Raw genomic sequence first — 17,319 nt, 5'->3', positions numbered from 1 at the left:
GGGCGCAGGGAAGGCCGGGTGCCGGCTGGCACCCACGGTCCACTGTGCGAAGTTGTGGTACGAAAAATCTGCACAGCGGCATACAGGTGAAGCCAAAACATCCGGCCTTTCCCTGCGCAGCGGTTTGACGGCTTATGTCGCGCTCTCCCCGGGGAGCGATGCACTATTGCCCCCGTCGCCTTGCCGATCACTGATGCGCGCGGTCCGGTTGGACAGCACACATCACCACAAGACTTGGCGCACAGACCCCGGGCGCCAGGACCACACGATTTTGCCGTACGCCGATCACACCGGTCGTGTGCGCGAGGCCTTCGCTCACGGTTGCCCGCCCTGCGAAACCCTTCGCGCCGATGTGACCCACGTCCGCCGCCGCCCGGCCCGCGTTCGTGACGATCGCGATACGCCCCTCTTCCTTGGGCCGGGTTGCCGCGACAGATAAGCCGTTTCCGAAATTCGGTAAAGAAGAATATTTTCGGAGGCGGGCGTTGACCGACCTTTTGGGTGTTTTGCCTGACGGGCAACGCAAGGGCTTGTATATGGCTCAGGCGAAGGCGGCCTGGTCCCAAACACCGCCGAGAGCTCGATCGTCTTCGGAGCGGTCGGGCTTGCGGTGAGGTCGTGTCGCTGCGCCGCGTTGACGCCGATGCCGGACATCCCGGCGCGGCAAGTGTGCAGCGACGTTGCCCGCGAACCCGGCGATACGTGCGGCGGCCAGTTTAACGACGAACAGCATCGTCGTGACGCGGCTAAGCACGCCAAGCAGGATCAGCACCGAGAAGATGTCGATATAGGCGAGGAAGTCGCCGACCAGCATCAATTCCGGCGGGATCGGGATCCTGTGGTAGTAAGCCAGTACGAGGATCACGACGGGGATGAAGGCGATCACCTTCCGCACCGTCAGCCTGTCCAGCAGTGCGGCCACTTGCACGACCAGCACCTCCCATAAAGCATCGCCGATCGCGAGCGGGATCTCGTACGTCCATCTCCGCCACCATTGCTTCAAGACATTGCTCCGACGCTCAGTGCCTGACCACCAGCACCGAGCATTTTGCGTAGCGCACGACGTGCCCGGCGTTGGAGCCGAGGAAATAGGTGCGCATCGCCGGCCGGTGCGAGGTCATCACGATCAGCTCGGCCTTCATGTGCACGGCTTCCTCCAGGATCTCGTGGTAGATGCCGCCCTGGCGCACCACGCTGGAGATGCGCGAAGCCTCGATGCCGGATTCGCGCGCGACGATGGCGAGGGCTTCTTCCGAGGTTTGGCGCTGCTGTTCGTCGAAATCGGCCGGCACGTATTCGGCCAGCATCACCGGCGTCATCGGCAGCACGTTGAGCAGGCGCACCACGCCGCTCCAGGTCTGCGACAGCGTTGCCGCGGTCGCAAGCGCCGGCTTGGCCAGATCGGTGTCGGCGAGGTCGATGGGCACGAGGATGGACTTGAACATCTGCGCCTCCAATCTTCCAGTCAGGTCGTCCAGTGACGAGGCTGGATCAACCGGTCGAGACGGCGCCCGCGCGTCTCGTTCCGATCGAAGCAGCCTTTCGCTATCGAAGCAACTTTAGCTTCGAAGCAATTTGGGGCTGACGAACAGCACCAGCTTGCCGCGGCGGTAGGCCACGTCCCCCCAATCCTTGACGTCAAACTCGAAGATCGCAAGCCCCGAGGTGGGCAGGTTGTCGGCGATCGCCTTGGCGCCGGCCGGATCGCCGCCCCCCATCAGCATCAGGGCGGCCTCGTGCATGCCGGGATTGTGGCCGACCAGCAGCAACTGCTTCGGGTCGGCCGGGACCGTTGCCGTGCGAATGGTCTCCAGGATCTGCGCGGGATCGGCGCCATAGAGTTCCGGCAGGATCTCGACCCGCGGTGCGGCGACGCGGTCCTTCATCGCTTCCCAGGCGGTGTCCCAGGTCTGCCGGGCGCGGACGGCGTGCGACACCAGCACGGCCTCCGGGAAGGGCGGATGGGCGGCGATCCAGTCGCCGATCTGCGCGGCATCCTTGTGGCCACGGTCGTCGAGGCGGCGATCCTGGTCACGGCCGCTCGGCGCGTCGGGCTCGGTCTTGGCGTGACGCAGCAGCATCAAACGGCGCATGGCATTCTCGAATCGTTACACGTCCAAAAGGATAACCTACAGGCGCCGGCTCAGGACAAGGTGACATGCGCCCGCCGGGTTATTGTTTGAGCATGGTCTCCGCGCAAACGCTTTTTGCGTTTGTCGCGAGGAAAACCGCTGCACACTTTTCCGGATCATGCTCTAAGAAAACGATATGAGCGAGACTTTCACGAGCGTGTCCCAGGAAGAAGCCGGCTTTCGCGATCGCACGCGGCTGTCGTTCGACCTCGATGCCGATATCTGCGTCATCGGGGCCGGGCTGGCCGGGCTCTCCATCGCGCTGGAGGCGGCCCGGCTCGGGGCCAGCGTCGCGGTGCTCGAGGGCCGCCATATCGGCTGGAACGCCTCGGGCAACCAGCTTGGCACCGTGATGCCGGGCTTCGCGCTGCCGCTCGCCGAGCTGATCGAGCGCATCGGCTTCCAGGACGCGCGGGAATTGTGGACGCTGTCGAAGGAGGGCGCCGAGTTCGTCCGGGCCAACGCCACCGAGGAGAACATGCCGGGAATCGGCCTGAGCAACGGCGTGCTGGAGGTCTCCAACGTCGATGCCGGCGACCGGCTGATCAGCCGGTTGCAGATGCTCACCGAGGATTTCGACACCGAGGTCGAGGGCTGGCAGGCCGAGCGCGTCCGCGAGGTGCTCAAGTCCGATCACTACTTCCACGGCGTGCATTATCCGAGGGCCTTCCAGGTCGACGGCCGCAAATATGTCCACGGCCTCGCGGCGCTGGCCCGGCGTGCGGGAGCGCGCATCTTCGAGGATACGCCGGTCGTCAGCATCGATCATTCCGGCATCCGCAAGCGCATCGTCACGCCCTCGGCACGGCTGCGCGCCACGCATATCGTGCTCGCGGGCAACATTCATCTCGGTGCGCCCTTGAAGCGGCTGTCGGAAACGCTGCTGCCGGTCTGGCGCTATGCCGGCATCACCGCGCCGCTCGGCGAGCGCGTGCACGAGATCATCGCCTTCAAGGGATCGGTGATGGATTCCGATGGCGTCGATCATTTCCGGATCGTCGATGGCGACCGCCTGATGTGGGAGAGCCCGGAGACCACTTGGGCGGCGCGACCGCAACGCTTTGCGGGCGCCGTCAAGCGGCGGGTCCGGGCCATCTTCCCCCAACTCGGCAATGTCGACATCACCGAAACGTTCGGCGGCGCCACCGGCCAGACCGTGCACGGCATGCCGCAGATCGGCCAGTTGCGCAAAGGGCTATGGGTGGCCAGCGGATTCGGCCGCCAGGGCATGAACACGTCGGCCATGGCCGGGCAGATGATCGCACGCAGCATCCTGTGGGGCGACGAGCGCTGGCGGCTGTTCTCGCCGTTCGAGCTGGTCTGGGCGGGTGGCGCGACCGGGCGCGTCGCGGGCCAATTGGTCGGAATCTGGGGCAGGGCGAGTTCCGCCGCAGCGGGCTCGCTCGCCCGCTATCGTGAACGCGCGCGGGTCAAGGACAGGGAACGGGAGGCGCGGCTGGCGGAGGCCAATCGGGCCGCCGGCACCGGTCCGCGCCGCCCGCCGTCGGGCGTCAGGCCGCGGCTGGCCCAGCCGCCGAAACCTGCGGTCGACGACGTGGAACCCGTCGCGCAGGACACGACTGCCTCGCAATAAGTCGAGAAAAACGCCGCCCGAAAGTGTAACGTCGGCCGTTAGAGCCCGTATCTCATGGCGTGGACGTCCCGCGCACGGAGAATGAGATGTTTGATCGCCGCATCCTGATGACGACCGTCGCCGGCCTGTTCGGCCTTGCGGCCTTCCGCTGGCTGAGAGGATCCCCGGCCGAGGCTGGAGAGAAGGCCATGCAAAAATTCGAAATCGAGAAGACGGACGCCGAATGGCGCGCCCAGCTTACACCGCAGCAATATGAGATCCTGCGCAAGGAGGGCACCGAGCGGCCGGGCTCCAGCCCATTGCTCAAGGAGCATCGCAAGGGCGTCTTCGCCTGCGCCGGCTGCGACCTGCCGCTGTTTGCCTCCGACACCAAATTCGAGAGCGGCACCGGCTGGCCGAGCTTCTACCAGCCGATCGAGGGCAATGTCGGCAAGACCGAGGACCGCACTTTCGGCATGCTCCGCACCGAGGTGCATTGCCGGCGCTGCGGCGGCCATCTCGGTCATGTCTTCGACGACGGTCCGAAGCCGACCGGATTGCGCTACTGCATCGACGGTTTCGGGCTGGTGTTCCACCCCGCCGCTGCATCGGCGACGTGAAGGCTCTTTGATTGAGGCGTCGTCACGCGAACCGGATGCCACTTCGCTCGAAACCGCCATGAGATCCCGGCAATTGTTGCCGGCCCGGCAATTGTGCCCCGGTCATCCGACCGGGGCATTTCTATTTAAGTCATTGATTTCGTGAGAAAACCCGCATTGGCATAGCCCTTGCGACAGTCTCTTCCGACTGCGGCCATGGTCGACCGGCCGCCGAGATCGGATCTGGAGACAAAGTTATGGGTATCTTCGATGCAATGAACACCTCGGTGGGTGGCCTGCAGGCGCAGTCCTACGCGCTGCAGAACATTTCCGGCAACATCGCGAACTCATCCACCACCGCTTACAAAGGCATCGGCACCAGCTTCGTCGATCTCATTCCCGACTCATCGGTCCCGAGCAAGCAGGTCGCGGGCGGCGTCACAGCCAACGCCAAGGCCACCATCACGACGCAGGGCACGATCTCCGGCTCCAGCGTCGCCACCAACATGGCGATCACCGGCGACGGCTTCTTCTCGATCCAGAAGGCGACCGGCATCGTCGACAACTTGCCGCAGTTCAGCGGCGTCACCTATTACACCAGGCGCGGCGACTTCCAGCTCAATGCCAACGGCAATCTGGTCAATGGCGCCGGCTACTATTTGATGGGCGTCACGGTCGATCCGAAGACCGGCAATCCGCAAGGCAACGTCGCGACAGTCCTGAAATTCCAGAACAACTTCATCCCGGCGCAGGCGACCACCTCGATCCAGTACGCGGCGAACCTGCCGACCCAGCCGAACACCGTCGCGAGCACGACTGCGGCGACCGGCACCCTGGTGGCCGCTGGCGGCCTCAATCCGTCCGACTTTTCGGCCAATCCGCTGCCGGTGGGCACGCCGCCCGCGCCCTATACCAGCGCGACAGTTTCCGGTGCAGCCGCCACGGGCAACATCCGCACGCCCTACTCGTCGACCACGGGGACGGGCACGGTTCCGCTCCAGAATAACTCGTCCGCGGTGGCGTCGGGCAGCACTTCGCTCGACAATAGCGTGGGCACGCATCTCGCCTCGAGCATCCTCGCGGGGCTCAGCGGCCAGACGCTGACCATCAACGGCAATACGATCACCTTCAACGGCGGCACCACTGTTGCGACGGTCGGCAGCAACACCACGATCGGTCTTGGGGCGGGCACGACGGCGACGGTGGCCAGCATCCTGAGCGCGATCCAGACCGCCGGCGGCGCCGGTGTCACGGCCACGCTCTCCGCCACCGGCAATATCCAGATCGCGAGCGGTACCGGCACCGACGTGGCGGTCAACAGCGGCACCGCGGCCACGGCCCTCGGCATCAGCAGCGTAACGCGCGGCGGCAACGTGCTGTCCTCGCCGTCGATCTCGGGCTCCACGGTGCTGAGCGGCGCGGCGACGGCCGGCGGCGCAGAGGTGCTCTCGTCGGGCTTTGCGGCCGGCGATACCATCACGGTCGACGGTCAGACGCTGACCTTCATGGCGGCAGGCGCGGCGGGCGCGAACCAGATCAACATCACCGACAACATCACGACCTTGCTCGGCAAGATCGACGTTCTCTCCGGTGCGACGGGGTCTTCGGTCAGCACCGGTGGTGTCATCACGATGAACACCGGCACCGTCTCCAATCTGTCGGTGGCCAGCTCCAACAGTGCGGCGTTCGCCGCGCTGGGCTTCACCTCGACCATCACCAAGAACCGTGACGGTGGCGGCACCGCCGGCACGGGCGGCGTCGTCGGCAACGACATTGCGACCTTCACCAAGGAATCGATCAGCGGTGGCGCGGTGACCGCCTACAATGCCGCCGGCACGCCGGTGAACCTGCAATTGCGCTGGGCCAAGTCCGACAGTGCCTCGCTGGGCCCGGGCCACGCCGACACCTGGAACATGTTTTACCAGGCCGACCCGAATGCGACCGGCACGACGGTCGGTTGGGTCAACACCGGCCAGGCCTTCACTTTTGCCGCCGACGGCTCGCTGACCTCGCCGAGCGGCTCGGGCATCACCATCAACAACGTCAGCGTCAGCGGCCAGTCGCTGGGCTCGGTCTCCTTCAACATCTCCTCGGGCGGATTGACGCAATATGCCAGCACCAGCGGCGCGGTGACCATCAACACCATCACCCAGAACGGCTACGCCGCGGGTCAGCTCCGCTCGGTCGCCGTCAACAACAACGGCCTGGTGGTCGGGACCTTCTCCAACGGCCAGAACCTCGATCTTGCACAGGTATCGTTGTCGCATTTCAACGGCACCAACTACCTGAAGGCGCAGGACGGTGGCGCCTACGCCGCGACCGAACAGTCGGGCCCCGCCATCGACGGTGCTTCCGGTTCGATCAGCGGCTCGTCGCTGGAAGGCTCGAACACCGACATCGCCGACGAATTCACCAAGCTGATCGTGACCCAGCAGGCCTATTCGGCCAACACCAAGGTGATCACGACGGCGAATACGATGGTGCAGGATCTCCTGAACGTATTGCGCTGATCGGCGCGTGACGTAACCAAAGGCGGCTAGTCAACATGGGTTTGAGTTCAGCCCTCGCCAGTGCGATGAGCGGTCTGCGTGCCAACCAGGCCGCGCTCTCGATCGTCTCCTCGAACGTCGCCAACTCGCAGACGACGGGTTACGTCGTCCAGAAGCCGAACCAGATCGAAGTCACCACCGGTGACTTCGGCTCGACGGTAATGACGACCGGCGTCAGCCGCGAGCTCGACACCTATGTGCAGAACCAGCTGCGCACCGAGACCGGCGGCAGCGGCTACGCCGATCAGATGGCCAACATCCTGAAGCAGCTTCAGAATGTCTATGGCACGCCCGGCAACAGCGGCACGCTCGAAACCGCGCTGAACAATTTCACGACGGCGTTGCAGGCGCTGTCGACCAGCGCGGGCTCGTCGTCGGCGCAAACCGTCGCTCTCGGCGCGGCGCAGACGCTGGCGAAGCAGCTCAACCTCACCACAAAGGGCATTCAGTCGCTGCGCTCCAACGTCGAGCAGGATCTCGGTACTTCGGCGCAGCAGGCCAACGCGTCGATGCAGCAGATCGCCGACATCAACACCAAGCTCCAGGGCCTTTCGGCAAACGATCCCTCGGCTGCGACGCTGATGGACCAGCGCGACCAGGCCATCAACAATCTGTCGAAATATGTCGACGTCCACGTCACCACCGACGGGTCGAACCAGGCCAATATCTACACCACCACCGGCATCCAGCTCGTCGGCGCCGGGCTCGCCTCGCAATTCACCTTTGCTTCGGCGGGTGCGCTGTCGGCGACCTCGCTCTACAACATCGATCCGGCCAAGTCGGGAGTGGGCGCGTTCAACATCAAGCTGCCGAACGGCGCGCAGGTCGACGTCGTCGCCAACAGCGTGGTTTCTTCTGGCCAGATCGCGGCCGATCTCAAGCTGCGCGACCAGACGCTGGTGCAGGCGCAGAACCAGATCGACCAGCTCGCCGCGACGATGTCGAGCGCGCTGTCGGACAAGACCACGGCCGGCAGCACGGTCTCCGGTCCGCCGGCCGGGTTCGACATCGATCTCGCCGGTGCGCAGCCGGGCAACACCGCCAATTTCACCTACACGGATACGAGCACCAACACGCAGCGCCAGATCACGCTGGTCAACGTGACCGATCCGGCGGCGCTGCCGCTCCAGAATGCGACCAACGCCAACCCGATGCAGATCGGGGTGAACTTCGCCGGCGGCATGGGCGCGATCGCCTCGGCGCTCAACACCGCGCTTTCCTCCTCGCATCTGTCATTTGCCGCCGCACCGTCCCCGGCGACGGCCACGACGCTGCGCATCACGGACGACAGCTCCGGCCTCGCCAAGGTCAATTCGGCCTCGATCACCAAGACGATCTCGTCGCTGACCTCGGGCAATCCGCAACTGCCGCTGTTCACCGACGGCGGGCAGGCGCTCTACACCGGCGCGATCACGGCATCGGGTTCGCAGATGACCGGCCTTGCCGGGCGCATCGCCGTGAACACGCAACTGACCGCCGACCCGACCAGGCTGTCGGTCTACAACACCTCGCCGGTCACGCCCGCGGGCGACACCACGCGCTCGGACTTTCTCTATTCGCAGCTCACCCAGGCGGTGTTCTCCTATTCGCCGCAGAGCGGTCTCGGCTCGGCGAGCCAGCCCTTCACCGGCAGCGTCTCGAACTATCTGCAGCAGTTCCTGAGCGTTCAGGGCAATGCCGCGACCCAGGCGACCCAGCTCCAGCAGGGCCAGAGCGTCGTGGTCTCGACGCTGCAGGCCAAGTTCAACTCGACCTCCAGCGTCAACCTGGACTCGGAGATGTCGAACCTGATCCAGCTCCAGAATGCCTATGCCGCCAACGCCCACGTCATGTCGGTGGTGCAGAGCATGATGAATACGTTGCTCCAGGCTCAAGTGTAACAAGTAACAGGGCTCTGAAACATGTCGATCAGCAGCATCAACTACTCCTCGTCGGTTCTCGGCTCGCAGATCCGCAACATCAACCAGCAGCTCACCGACCTATCGACGCAGCTCTCGACCGGCAAGCTGTCGCAGAACTATTCCGGGATGGGGACCAACGAGGGCTTTGCGATCGCCGGGCGTTCGCAGCTCTCCAACATCGCGGCCTATACCGACACGATCACCAACGTGAACGTGAACATCAATCTCGCCAATACCGCGCTGCAGGCACTGACCACGATCCGCAGCACGGTGCAGACGGGCTCGGCCAACACCGCGCAGGATCTCAACGTCAACGGCCAGACCATCGCGCAGAACACCGCCGCCGCCCAGTTCGGCTCGATGGTCGGCGTTCTCAACACGCAGTCGGGCAACCGCTATCTGTTCTCCGGAACCGCCGTCAACACGCAGTCGGTCGCGGATGCCGGCGACATCATCAACGGCACCACGACGCAGGCGGGCTTCAAGACCGTGCTGGCGGAGCGCCAGGCCGCCGATCTCGGCGCCAACGGCAAGGGCCGTCTGGTGCAGACGCAACCGACGCCGAGTTCTGTGCAGGTGTCGGAGGACGCGCCCGGATCGCCGTTCGGGCTGAAGATCAGCGCGGTCTCCTCGACGCTGACGGGAGCGACAGTCACCGGCCCGAGCGGCTCGCCGGTGTCGTTCTCGGTCGATCTCAACGGCGTCAATCCGAACAACGGCGACAAGCTGAGCGTCAAGTTTACCCTGCCGGACGGTACGACCGAGCAGATCGACCTGACCGCGTCGAGCGCGACGCCGACCCCGCTCGGCAGCTTTGCGATCGATGCCAGCGTCCCGGTCAACCCGACCAACACCGCGACCAATCTCAACACCGCGCTCGACACCGCGATCAAGAAGCTTGCCAACACCTCGCTGGTGGCCGCGTCCGCGATCGTCGCCGGCGACAATTTCTTCAACACCGCGAGCTCTGCGATCGGCACGCCCGTCAACAACCAGGCGGCGACGCCGGCGCCCGTGACCGGCGCGACGGCGTTGTCCGGAACGAGCCCTTCGGACTCGATTTCGCCGGGCTTCGTCGCCGGCGACTCCATCACCGTCAACGGCACCACGCTCTCCTTCGTCAGTTCGGGCGCGACCGGCAACCAGCTCAATGTCGGCGACAGCATCCAGACGCTGCTGAGCAAGATCGACCAGATCACCGGCACGTCGAAGCCCTCGACGGTCCATGGCGGCTCGATCACGATCAACACCGACGATGCGGCGAGCCTGAACGTCACGAGTTCGAATACGGGAGCGCTGGGTTCGCTGGGCTTCGGTTCGACACCCGTGACCGCCACGCAACCGCCGCTGCGCGTCGGCTCGTCGCCCGCAAGCTCGGCGACCACGCTGGTCAACGGTTCGGCCACCACGGTGAAATGGTACCAGGGCAATGACGGGCCCGGCTCGCCGCGCTCCACCGCGATGGCGCGGGTCGATGATTCCGTCACGGTGCAGTATGGCGCGCAGGCGGACGAGGACGCGATCCGCCAGCAGTTGCAGGCGATCGCCGTGTTCGGGACGTTCTCGACCTCGCCGACCGGGCAATATTCGGGCGGGCAGGTCGCCGCGCTGAGCCTGCGGGTGACGCAGTCGCTGACCAAGCAGCCCGGACAGCAGCGCATCGAGGACATCCAGACCGACCTCGCGATGTCCCAGAACACGATGAAGGACGCGAGCTCGCGCCAGACCCAGGCCAAGGCGCAGCTCCAGACCATCATCGACCAGGCGGAATCAGCCGCGCCGGATCAGGTCGCGAGCGAGATCCTGTCGCTCCAGAACGCGCTCCAGGCGTCCTACCAGGTGACCTCGAACCTCTCGCAGCTCTCGCTCGTCAAGTTCCTGTAAGGGAGCGTTAAGGCGCCGTTAACCATGCCTCTTTACCTCTTGGTGAGGATTGGAGCGGGGCGGAGCTGTCGATGTCGGACAAGATGAAACTGGTGGTGGCCACGCCATGTTTCGGCGGGCAGGTGACGAGCATCTATGCGAGCTCGATCTTCGCGCTCCAGCGCGCCGTGCACGGCATGGCCAATATCGAGCTCAAGGTGCTGCTGCGGGACGGCGACGCGCTGATCACGCGCGCGCGGGCCAATCTGGCCGCGATGTTCCTGGACGATCCCGATGCGACGCATTTCCTGTTCATCGATGCCGACATCGGCTTCAAGCCGGAGCAGGTGTTCCGGCTGATCGAGTGCGGCGCGGACGTCGTCGCCGGCTGCTATCCGATCAAGCGGATCAACTGGGACAAGGCCGCGCGGGCGATCCAGTCCGGCCGCGCCGATGTGCCGGCCGCATCGCTCGACTACGTGCTCGAGATCGAGGACCCCGACCGCATCGTGGTGGTCAACGGCTTTACCCGCGTGCGCTACGCCGGCACCGGTTTCCTGATGATCCGGCGCCACGTGCTGGAGGCGATGTGCCGCCATCCGGACTACGCGAAGCTGCAGTTCTTCCGCGAGCATTCGCACGATACGCTGGTGGCGAGCCCGAACCGGTTCGCCCTGTTCGAATGCATGATCGATCCGGCGACCGGCACCTATCTCTCCGAGGACTTCGCCTTCTGCAAGCGCTGGACCGACATCGGCGGCGAGATCTGGGCCGACATCCAGAGCTCGCTCGATCATGTCGGGCCGTCGGTATTCCACGGCGACATCGCCTCGCAATTCGCGCCGGCGCCCGCGGCGGCGGCGGCGGCCGATGCGGCGTGAGCCTTCCGGGATGAGCGCCGGCGCATCCCGTCTGTCTGCCACCGAGCGCGCCTCCGAAGGTGGCTCGCGCTACCGCCTGCGCGATCTCTTCACGCCGCTGGACACGCTGCTCGTCGCCGGCGGAGATCTGCGGCTTGCGCTCGACCCGAACGACCGCGTCAACGCCTATGGCTGTGCGGCCTCGCCGGAGCCGGAGCTCTGGAATTTCGCCTCCTCGACCGCCTCGACGATCTCGCAAGCGGCCTATGAACGTGCCGCGCTGGCGCGCGAAGAACTGATGCACAAGTGCCTGTTCGACGAGGTCGAGATCGCCTTCGACGCGCGCTGCGAGGACATGCGCCAGGAGCTGCGCGGCCATTTTCAGCTCTCGCCGCGCGTCGACATCGTGTTCTCGCCCTCCGGTACGGACTCCCAGCTCCACGCGCTGTTTCTGGCGCGCGCGGTGCTCGGCGCGCCCCCAGTGACGATCGTGGTCGGCGCCGATCAGACCGGAAGCGGGACGCCGCATACCGCACGCGGCCACCATTTCAGCACGATGACGGCCGGCGGCATTGCCGTGCGCAAGGACGGCGCGGTGACGGGGCTCGCCGGCGACAGCATCGCGGTGCCGCTGATCAACATGGCGGCCGGCATTGCGATGCGCGCGGATGCGGATGCCGCCATAATGCGTGCAATCGAGACCAGCCTCGCGCAAGGTCGGCACGTTTTGTTGCAGATCATGGATTCGTCAAAACTCGGTTGGCGTGCCCCAAGCGAGGCCTGTCTCGATGAGATCGCGCGACGCTGGCCGCGCAAGGTTCAGATCGTCGTCGATGCCTGTCAGGCGCGGCTCGGCCGCCGGCGGCTGCGGGCCTATCTCGATCGTGGCTATATGGTGCTGATGACCGGCTCGAAATTTTTCGGCGGACCCGCCTTCAGTGGTGCGCTGCTGATGCCCAAGGGATTCTCGCGCGCGGTCGATCGGCTCGGCGGGATCGCGCCTGGCATCTTCGACTATGCCGGCCGCTGCGACTGGCCGATGGCCTGGACGGCGCTACGCTCGCGCTTCGAGCGCCGGCCGAATTTCGGCCAATGGCTGCGCTGGGAGGCGGCGTTGGCCGAAATCGGCAGCTACTATTCCGTACCGGGGGCTTTCCGCGCCAAGATGCTGGCCGAGCTTGCCGCCGGTATCGACAGCATGATCGCGTTGTCGCCGTTGCTCCGCGCTATTCCAGCCGCGATCGAGAAGCCCGGCGCGGACGACGAGGAATTCGCGCAAGCCACGATCTTTCCGTTCACGCTGCTGCGCGGTGGCAAACCGGTCTCGATCGCCGAGACTGCTGCCGTGCATCGGGGGCTGGCGCGTGACATGAATAGCGATATCAGCGGCAGCGCGGCGGACCGGCAGGTCGCGGTGCAGCGCTGCCTGATCGGCCAGCCGGTCCGGCTGGAGCGGCAGGACGATGCGCCGCAGGCCGTGTTGCGGCTCTGCGTCGGCGCACGCCTCGTGACCGAGGCGTGGTCGCCGGATGCAGTGCAGGCGCAAACCCATGTGCAGCACATTCTCGATCGCATCGCCCATGTCCTGGTGAAGATCGAGCTATTGCTTGACCGCGGCGCAGCCGCGGTCGTGCCGGAAAAGCCCGCGTACGAGGTTTGAGATGCAACATCCAGTTTCCCGGCCGATCGGCATGACCGCGCCGCACACCTCCGACCGCATGGGTTTTGCGCAGTTGACGCGCCGGGCCTTCGAGGGCGCCGATCTGCGTCCGTTGCAAGACCATCTCCTCACCAAGATCGCCGAGGGCACCGCGCAGGCGGGCGAGGGACTCGATCTGTCGCTGATTGCCCAGCTTCTCGGCGAGAAGGAAGCCGGGCTCGTGATCCAGACCGAGGTGCTCTCTTTCCACCAATTGTTTCGCACGCCTTGTGCGGTTCCGAAACCCCGCCTGCGCGTGCTTGCGCTCGCGGCCGATATCGACATGGGCGGCAACACTCCGATCGAATTCCTGCTCGAGGGCTCCGACATCGAGTTGCTGACGCTTTACGTGGTCAAGGGCATCGGCCTGCCGGAGACATTGCCCGATCACGACGTCGCCATCGTGGTCGCGTCCGATTCCGAGGAATGCCGGGAAGCACTCGCCGTCATCGAACAGGCCGCGTCGCAATGGCCGCGACCCCTGCTCAATCGTCCCGGCCTCATCGGCAATCTCGATCGCGACAAGCTGTATCGGCTGCTGGCTGATATCCCCGGTCTCGACATTCCCGCGACCGTTCACGCCTCGCGGGCGCAACTGTCGGATCTTGCGCAGGGGCGGATCGCTTGCGAGGACATCACGGACGAACTGCATTTTCCGATGATCGCACGGCCGCGCGGCACGCATGCGGGCGTCGGGCTCGCGAAGATCGACGATGCCCCGGCACTTGCCGCCTATCTTGCCGAGCGGCAAGAGCAGGACTTCTTCGTCGCGCGCTTCGTCAACTATGCGAATGCCGACGGGCTCTACCGCAAATATCGTCTCGCCATGGTCGACGGCAAACCCTATGCCTGTCACATGGCGATCGCCGACCGCTGGGACATCTGGTATCTCAACGCCTACATGGCGTTCAGCGAGGAGAAGCGGGCAGAGGAAGCCGGTTTCATGCTCGACTTCGACCATGCTTTCGCCGCGCGCCACAAGAGCGCGCTCGACGAGATGAGCAAGCGCGTCGGCCTCGATTATTTCATCGTCGATTGCGCCGAGAACCGGAACGGCGAGCTTCTGGTCTTCGAAGCCGACAACACCGCCGTCGTGCACAACATGGATCCGCCGTCCGTGTTTCCTTACAAGCCACCGCAGATGCGCAAGATCTTTGCGGCATTCACGGCGATGCTGTCGCGGCATGCAAGAGCAAGCGAGGAGAGTGCAGCATGAACGAGATCATCCGCAACACGCAAGGCTCCGTCACGCACACCTCGCTCGATCCGCAGGACTGGAGCGAATTTCGCGCGCTCGCCCATCGCATGCTGGACGAGGCAATCGACGGCATCGCCAACGTTCGCGCGCGTCCGGTGTGGCAGCCGATCCCCGATGGCGTCCGCGCGGCCTTCAAGGCCGACGTGCCGCGCGAGGCAAGCGACCTCGCCGAGGTCTATCGCGAATTCGCCGAGCATGTCGCGCCCTATGCGACCGGCAACGTCCACCCCGGTTTCATGGGCTGGGTGCATGGCGGCGGCACCGCGGTCGGCATGGTCGCAGAAATGCTCGCGGCAGGCCTCAACGCCAATCTCGGTGGCCGCGATCACATGCCGATCGAGGTCGAGCGCCAGATCGTCGATTGGATGCGCCGCCTGTTTGATTTTCCGGAAAGCGCGAGCGGCATCTTCGTCACGGGCACGTCGATGGCCAATCTGATGGCGGTGCTGGTGGCTCGTACGCGTGCGCTCGGCACACTGGCGCGGCAGTACGGCATCGGCAATGACGGTGCACTGCTCACCGCCTATACGTCGCAGGCCGCGCATGGTTGCGTCTCGAGGGCAATGGACATCGCCGGGCTCGGCACCGATGCGCTGCGCAAGATCGGCGTCGATGCCGATCATCGCATCGAAATCGCCGCGCTGCGTGCGCAGATCGCAATCGATCGCGAGGTCGGCTTCAAGCCGTTCCTGGTCGTCGCATCCGCCGGTACGGTCGATATCGGCGCGATCGACGATCTCAAGGCGATCGCGGAGTTGTGCCGCGAGGAAGGAATCTGGTTTCACGTCGATGGCGCCTTCGGTGCGCTTGCGATCCTGTCGCCCGAGCTCGCGCCGCTGCTCCGCGGCATCGAGCTTGCGGATTCCATCGCGCTCGATTTCCACAAATGGGGGCAGGTGCCCTACGACGCCGGCTTCCTGTTGGTCCGCAATGGCGAGCAACACCGGCAGGCCTTCGCGCAGCCGGCGGCCTATCTGCAGCGCGAGGCGAGGGGGCTTGCGGCGGGCACGGTCTGGCCCTGTGATCTCGGCCCCGATCTGTCGCGCGGCTTCCGCGCGCTGAAGACCTGGTTCACGCTGAAGACGTTCGGCACCGATCGGCTGGGCGCGGTGATCGCGCGAAGCTGTGCGATCGCAAAATATCTGGAGACGCGCGTGCTCGCCGAGCCGCGGCTCGAATTGCTCGCACCGGTCAATCTCAACATCGTCTGCTTCCGCTACCGCGCCTCCGATGAGCTCAATCGCGAGATCGTCGCCGACATCCAGGAGTCCGGCGTCGGCGCGCCGTCGGGCACGACGCTGGACAGCAAGTTTGCGATCCGCGCCGCCATCGTCAATCACCGCACCGACGAGAGCGACATCGACGCGCTTGTCGCGGCCGTGCTGGAGTTCGGCGGACGGCGGAGCCGCGACGCCGTGATCGAGGTCGAGGCGCCGCCGCTCGCGGCGCAGTAGCGTTGATGCAGGCCTGAAACGACAGCGGCCCCGGAGGCGATCCGGGGCCGTTGTTGTTCGTGCGTTTGGTCGTTCGTGCCTGGTCGTTCGCGCGGCTTGGCCGCGCGAACGCGTATGATCAGGCGGCGGTGCTGACGTCGTCCTTGTCCGCTTCGGCCTTTGCGTCGTTCTTGGGATGCGTCGCCTCGAACTGGCCGCGCAGCTTCTCTTCATAGGCGATCAGCTTGCGCGCGTCCTTCAGGGCCCGGTAGAGGTCGCCGTTGAGGATGTTGTTGTTGATGCCCTCGATGATCGGCCAGGAGCTCGGCACCGCGGTGACGATGTCGCGCACCAGGTTGAAATAGGTGCCGTGCTGGGTCTGCGGGTCCGGCGAGATGTACATGAGCTGGACCGCCAGATAGACGAGCTTGGCGGGCGTGTCGGCGGTCTCCGGCGTGAGGATGTCGCGCTCCCGCAGGATCGGCACGTTGTCGCCGTCGATCAGGAGGCGGGCGCGCTGGTCGGTGTTGGTTATCACGCAGTTACCGACGATGATGCGTTCGTGCGGTCTGAGCTCGACCTTGAGGGCCATGCCTGTTCTCCATCAACGCTTTCGTAACCGAGCGTGTGTTGCGGCGGGTCAGAGCGCAATACTCCATCAAGACTAGTTAACGAGTTGTAAATCCCCGCCCAGGCCGCGGAAAAGCTCAATTATATCAACGTCGAAATCGCCCGGCGGCGCAGCGTCGCTTGTGTGCATATCGGTCGAATCGCGCGCCGACTCAGCGAAAGCACCGAATTCATTTCATGTTTCGTTAGAGGACTCCGCCCCACGGTCCGCGGGTCGCTGGGTCAATCAAGAACCAAGCAGACGCGTAACAGTAGCGTTTACCAGAAAGGTAACACTCAATGTCCGGTATCGTCCTCTCCTCCTCGGTTCGCCAGAACCTCCTCTCCCTCCAGTCCACCGCCGATCTTCTCGCCACCACGCAGAACCGTCTGTCGACCGGCAAGAGCGTCAACTCGGCCCTGGACAATCCCACCAACTTCTTCACGGCGCAGTCGCTCGACAACCGCGCCAGCGACATCAACAACCTGCTCGATGGCATTGCCAACGGCGTGCAGGTGCTGCAGGCCGCCAACACCGGCATCACCTCGCTGCAGAAGCTGATCGACAGCGCGAAGTCGATCGCCAACCAGGCGCTGCAGACCACCGTCGGCTATTCCACCAAGTCGAACGTCTCTGCCACGATCGCGGGCGCGACGGCGGCCGATTTGCGCGGCACGACGAGCTTCGCGAGCGCGACGGCGAACAGCAACGTTGTGTATAACGGCACGGCCGGTGGTACGACCGCGGCAAGCGGCGCCACCACCCTCGGCGCCACCCTCGGCTCCTTCACCGGCACGACGGCAACGACCGGTGCCGGCGGCACCACGGCCCTGACCGGTACC

Annotated in this window: 13 protein-coding genes and 1 pseudogene; 10 read left to right on the top strand and 4 right to left on the bottom strand. The window is 65.2% G+C overall.

Annotated features, from left to right (window positions below; translation table 11 throughout):
- Positions 1–541 precede the first annotated feature (541 nt).
- The 3 genes from IVB31_RS33170 to IVB31_RS33160 form a co-directional block, all read right to left on the bottom strand.
- Complete coding sequence (locus IVB31_RS33170; protein WP_247332491.1) at positions 542–1,003, bottom strand: hypothetical protein; 462 nt, start codon at positions 1,001–1,003, stop codon at positions 542–544.
- 16 nt (positions 1,004–1,019) lie between these two features.
- Positions 1,020–1,445: a universal stress protein gene (locus IVB31_RS33165; RefSeq protein WP_247332489.1), complete on the bottom strand. Its 426-nt coding sequence runs from the start codon at positions 1,443–1,445 to the stop codon at positions 1,020–1,022.
- Positions 1,446–1,559: 114 nt separating this feature from the next.
- A complete protein-coding gene (locus tag IVB31_RS33160) occupies positions 1,560–2,093 on the bottom strand; it encodes a histidine phosphatase family protein (RefSeq protein WP_247332484.1) in 534 nt (177 codons plus the stop codon).
- A 175-nt stretch (positions 2,094–2,268) separates the two neighbouring features.
- Between IVB31_RS33160 and IVB31_RS33155 the strand changes: the two genes are divergently transcribed.
- The 9 genes from IVB31_RS33155 (at position 2,269) to IVB31_RS33115 (ending at position 15,888) form a co-directional block, all read left to right on the top strand.
- Positions 2,269–3,726, top strand: coding sequence for an FAD-binding oxidoreductase (locus IVB31_RS33155; protein WP_247332482.1), 1,458 nt, complete (start codon positions 2,269–2,271; stop codon positions 3,724–3,726).
- Between the two features lie 86 nt (positions 3,727–3,812).
- A complete protein-coding gene (gene msrB, locus IVB31_RS33150) occupies positions 3,813–4,325 on the top strand; it encodes a peptide-methionine (R)-S-oxide reductase MsrB (protein ID WP_247332480.1) in 513 nt (170 codons plus the stop codon).
- 236 nt (positions 4,326–4,561) lie between these two features.
- The gene (locus tag IVB31_RS33145; RefSeq protein WP_247332478.1) at positions 4,562–6,814 is read left to right on the top strand and encodes a flagellar hook-basal body complex protein; all 2,253 of its coding nucleotides are present in this window, start codon (positions 4,562–4,564) and stop codon (positions 6,812–6,814) included.
- Positions 6,815–6,849: 35 nt separating this feature from the next.
- Positions 6,850–8,733 carry a flagellar hook-associated protein FlgK gene (gene flgK / locus IVB31_RS33140; RefSeq protein WP_247332476.1) on the top strand — a complete coding sequence of 628 codons (1,884 nt, stop codon included), beginning with the start codon at positions 6,850–6,852 and terminating at the stop codon, positions 8,731–8,733.
- Positions 8,734–8,754: 21 nt separating this feature from the next.
- Positions 8,755–10,638, top strand: coding sequence for a flagellar protein (locus tag IVB31_RS33135; protein ID WP_247332474.1), 1,884 nt, complete (start codon positions 8,755–8,757; stop codon positions 10,636–10,638).
- A 71-nt stretch (positions 10,639–10,709) separates the two neighbouring features.
- Positions 10,710–11,498, top strand: a complete 789-nt coding sequence (locus tag IVB31_RS33130) for a hypothetical protein (RefSeq protein ID WP_247332472.1) — start codon at positions 10,710–10,712, stop codon at positions 11,496–11,498.
- Positions 11,488–13,137 (top strand): hypothetical protein, encoded by a 1,650-nt coding sequence (locus IVB31_RS33125; RefSeq protein WP_247332470.1) that lies wholly within the window; start codon positions 11,488–11,490, stop codon positions 13,135–13,137. Before IVB31_RS33130 ends, IVB31_RS33125 begins: the two co-directional genes overlap by 11 nt.
- Position 13,138: 1 nt before the next feature.
- Positions 13,139–14,392, top strand: a complete 1,254-nt coding sequence (locus IVB31_RS33120) for a hypothetical protein (RefSeq protein ID WP_247332468.1) — start codon at positions 13,139–13,141, stop codon at positions 14,390–14,392.
- Complete coding sequence (locus IVB31_RS33115) at positions 14,389–15,888, top strand: aspartate aminotransferase family protein (RefSeq protein WP_247332465.1); 1,500 nt, start codon at positions 14,389–14,391, stop codon at positions 15,886–15,888. Before IVB31_RS33120 ends, IVB31_RS33115 begins: the two co-directional genes overlap by 4 nt.
- Positions 15,889–16,006: 118 nt before the next feature.
- Here IVB31_RS33115 and flbT read toward each other — a convergent pair whose 3' ends face one another.
- On the bottom strand, positions 16,007–16,459 hold the full coding sequence (flbT, locus tag IVB31_RS33110; protein WP_247332463.1) for a flagellar biosynthesis repressor FlbT: 453 nt from the start codon (positions 16,457–16,459) through the stop codon (positions 16,007–16,009).
- Between the two features lie 317 nt (positions 16,460–16,776).
- On the opposite strand from flbT, the pseudogene IVB31_RS33105 reads away from it, so the two are divergent.
- Positions 16,777–17,319: pseudogene (locus IVB31_RS33105) on the top strand (flagellin); the annotation flags it as partial.

This window comes from Bradyrhizobium sp. 21, from assembly GCF_023073335.1.
In the GTDB taxonomy this organism is placed as follows: domain Bacteria; phylum Pseudomonadota; class Alphaproteobacteria; order Rhizobiales; family Xanthobacteraceae; genus Bradyrhizobium.
The sequence above is the reverse complement of the archived record's forward strand: the minus strand, read 5'-3'. Positions and strand labels throughout refer to the sequence as shown.

What these genes read in the sequence shown, in the direction of transcription:
- IVB31_RS33120 (WP_247332468.1), top strand. Translation starts at nt 13,139, where the DNA reads ATGCAACATCCAGTTTCCCGGCCGATCGGCATGACCGCGCCGCACACC.
- flgK (WP_247332476.1), top strand. Translation starts at nt 6,850, where the DNA reads ATGGGTTTGAGTTCAGCCCTCGCCAGTGCGATGAGCGGTCTGCGTGCC.
- IVB31_RS33160 (WP_247332484.1), bottom strand. Translation starts at nt 2,093, where the DNA reads ATGCGCCGTTTGATGCTGCTGCGTCACGCCAAGACCGAGCCCGACGCG.
- IVB31_RS33115 (WP_247332465.1), top strand. Translation starts at nt 14,389, where the DNA reads ATGAACGAGATCATCCGCAACACGCAAGGCTCCGTCACGCACACCTCG.
- IVB31_RS33125 (WP_247332470.1), top strand. Translation starts at nt 11,488, where the DNA reads ATGCGGCGTGAGCCTTCCGGGATGAGCGCCGGCGCATCCCGTCTGTCT.
- flbT (WP_247332463.1), bottom strand. Translation starts at nt 16,459, where the DNA reads ATGGCCCTCAAGGTCGAGCTCAGACCGCACGAACGCATCATCGTCGGT.
- msrB (WP_247332480.1), top strand. Translation starts at nt 3,813, where the DNA reads ATGTTTGATCGCCGCATCCTGATGACGACCGTCGCCGGCCTGTTCGGC.
- IVB31_RS33155 (WP_247332482.1), top strand. Translation starts at nt 2,269, where the DNA reads ATGAGCGAGACTTTCACGAGCGTGTCCCAGGAAGAAGCCGGCTTTCGC.
- IVB31_RS33165 (WP_247332489.1), bottom strand. Translation starts at nt 1,445, where the DNA reads ATGTTCAAGTCCATCCTCGTGCCCATCGACCTCGCCGACACCGATCTG.
- IVB31_RS33145 (WP_247332478.1), top strand. Translation starts at nt 4,562, where the DNA reads ATGGGTATCTTCGATGCAATGAACACCTCGGTGGGTGGCCTGCAGGCG.
- IVB31_RS33135 (WP_247332474.1), top strand. Translation starts at nt 8,755, where the DNA reads ATGTCGATCAGCAGCATCAACTACTCCTCGTCGGTTCTCGGCTCGCAG.
- IVB31_RS33130 (WP_247332472.1), top strand. Translation starts at nt 10,710, where the DNA reads ATGTCGGACAAGATGAAACTGGTGGTGGCCACGCCATGTTTCGGCGGG.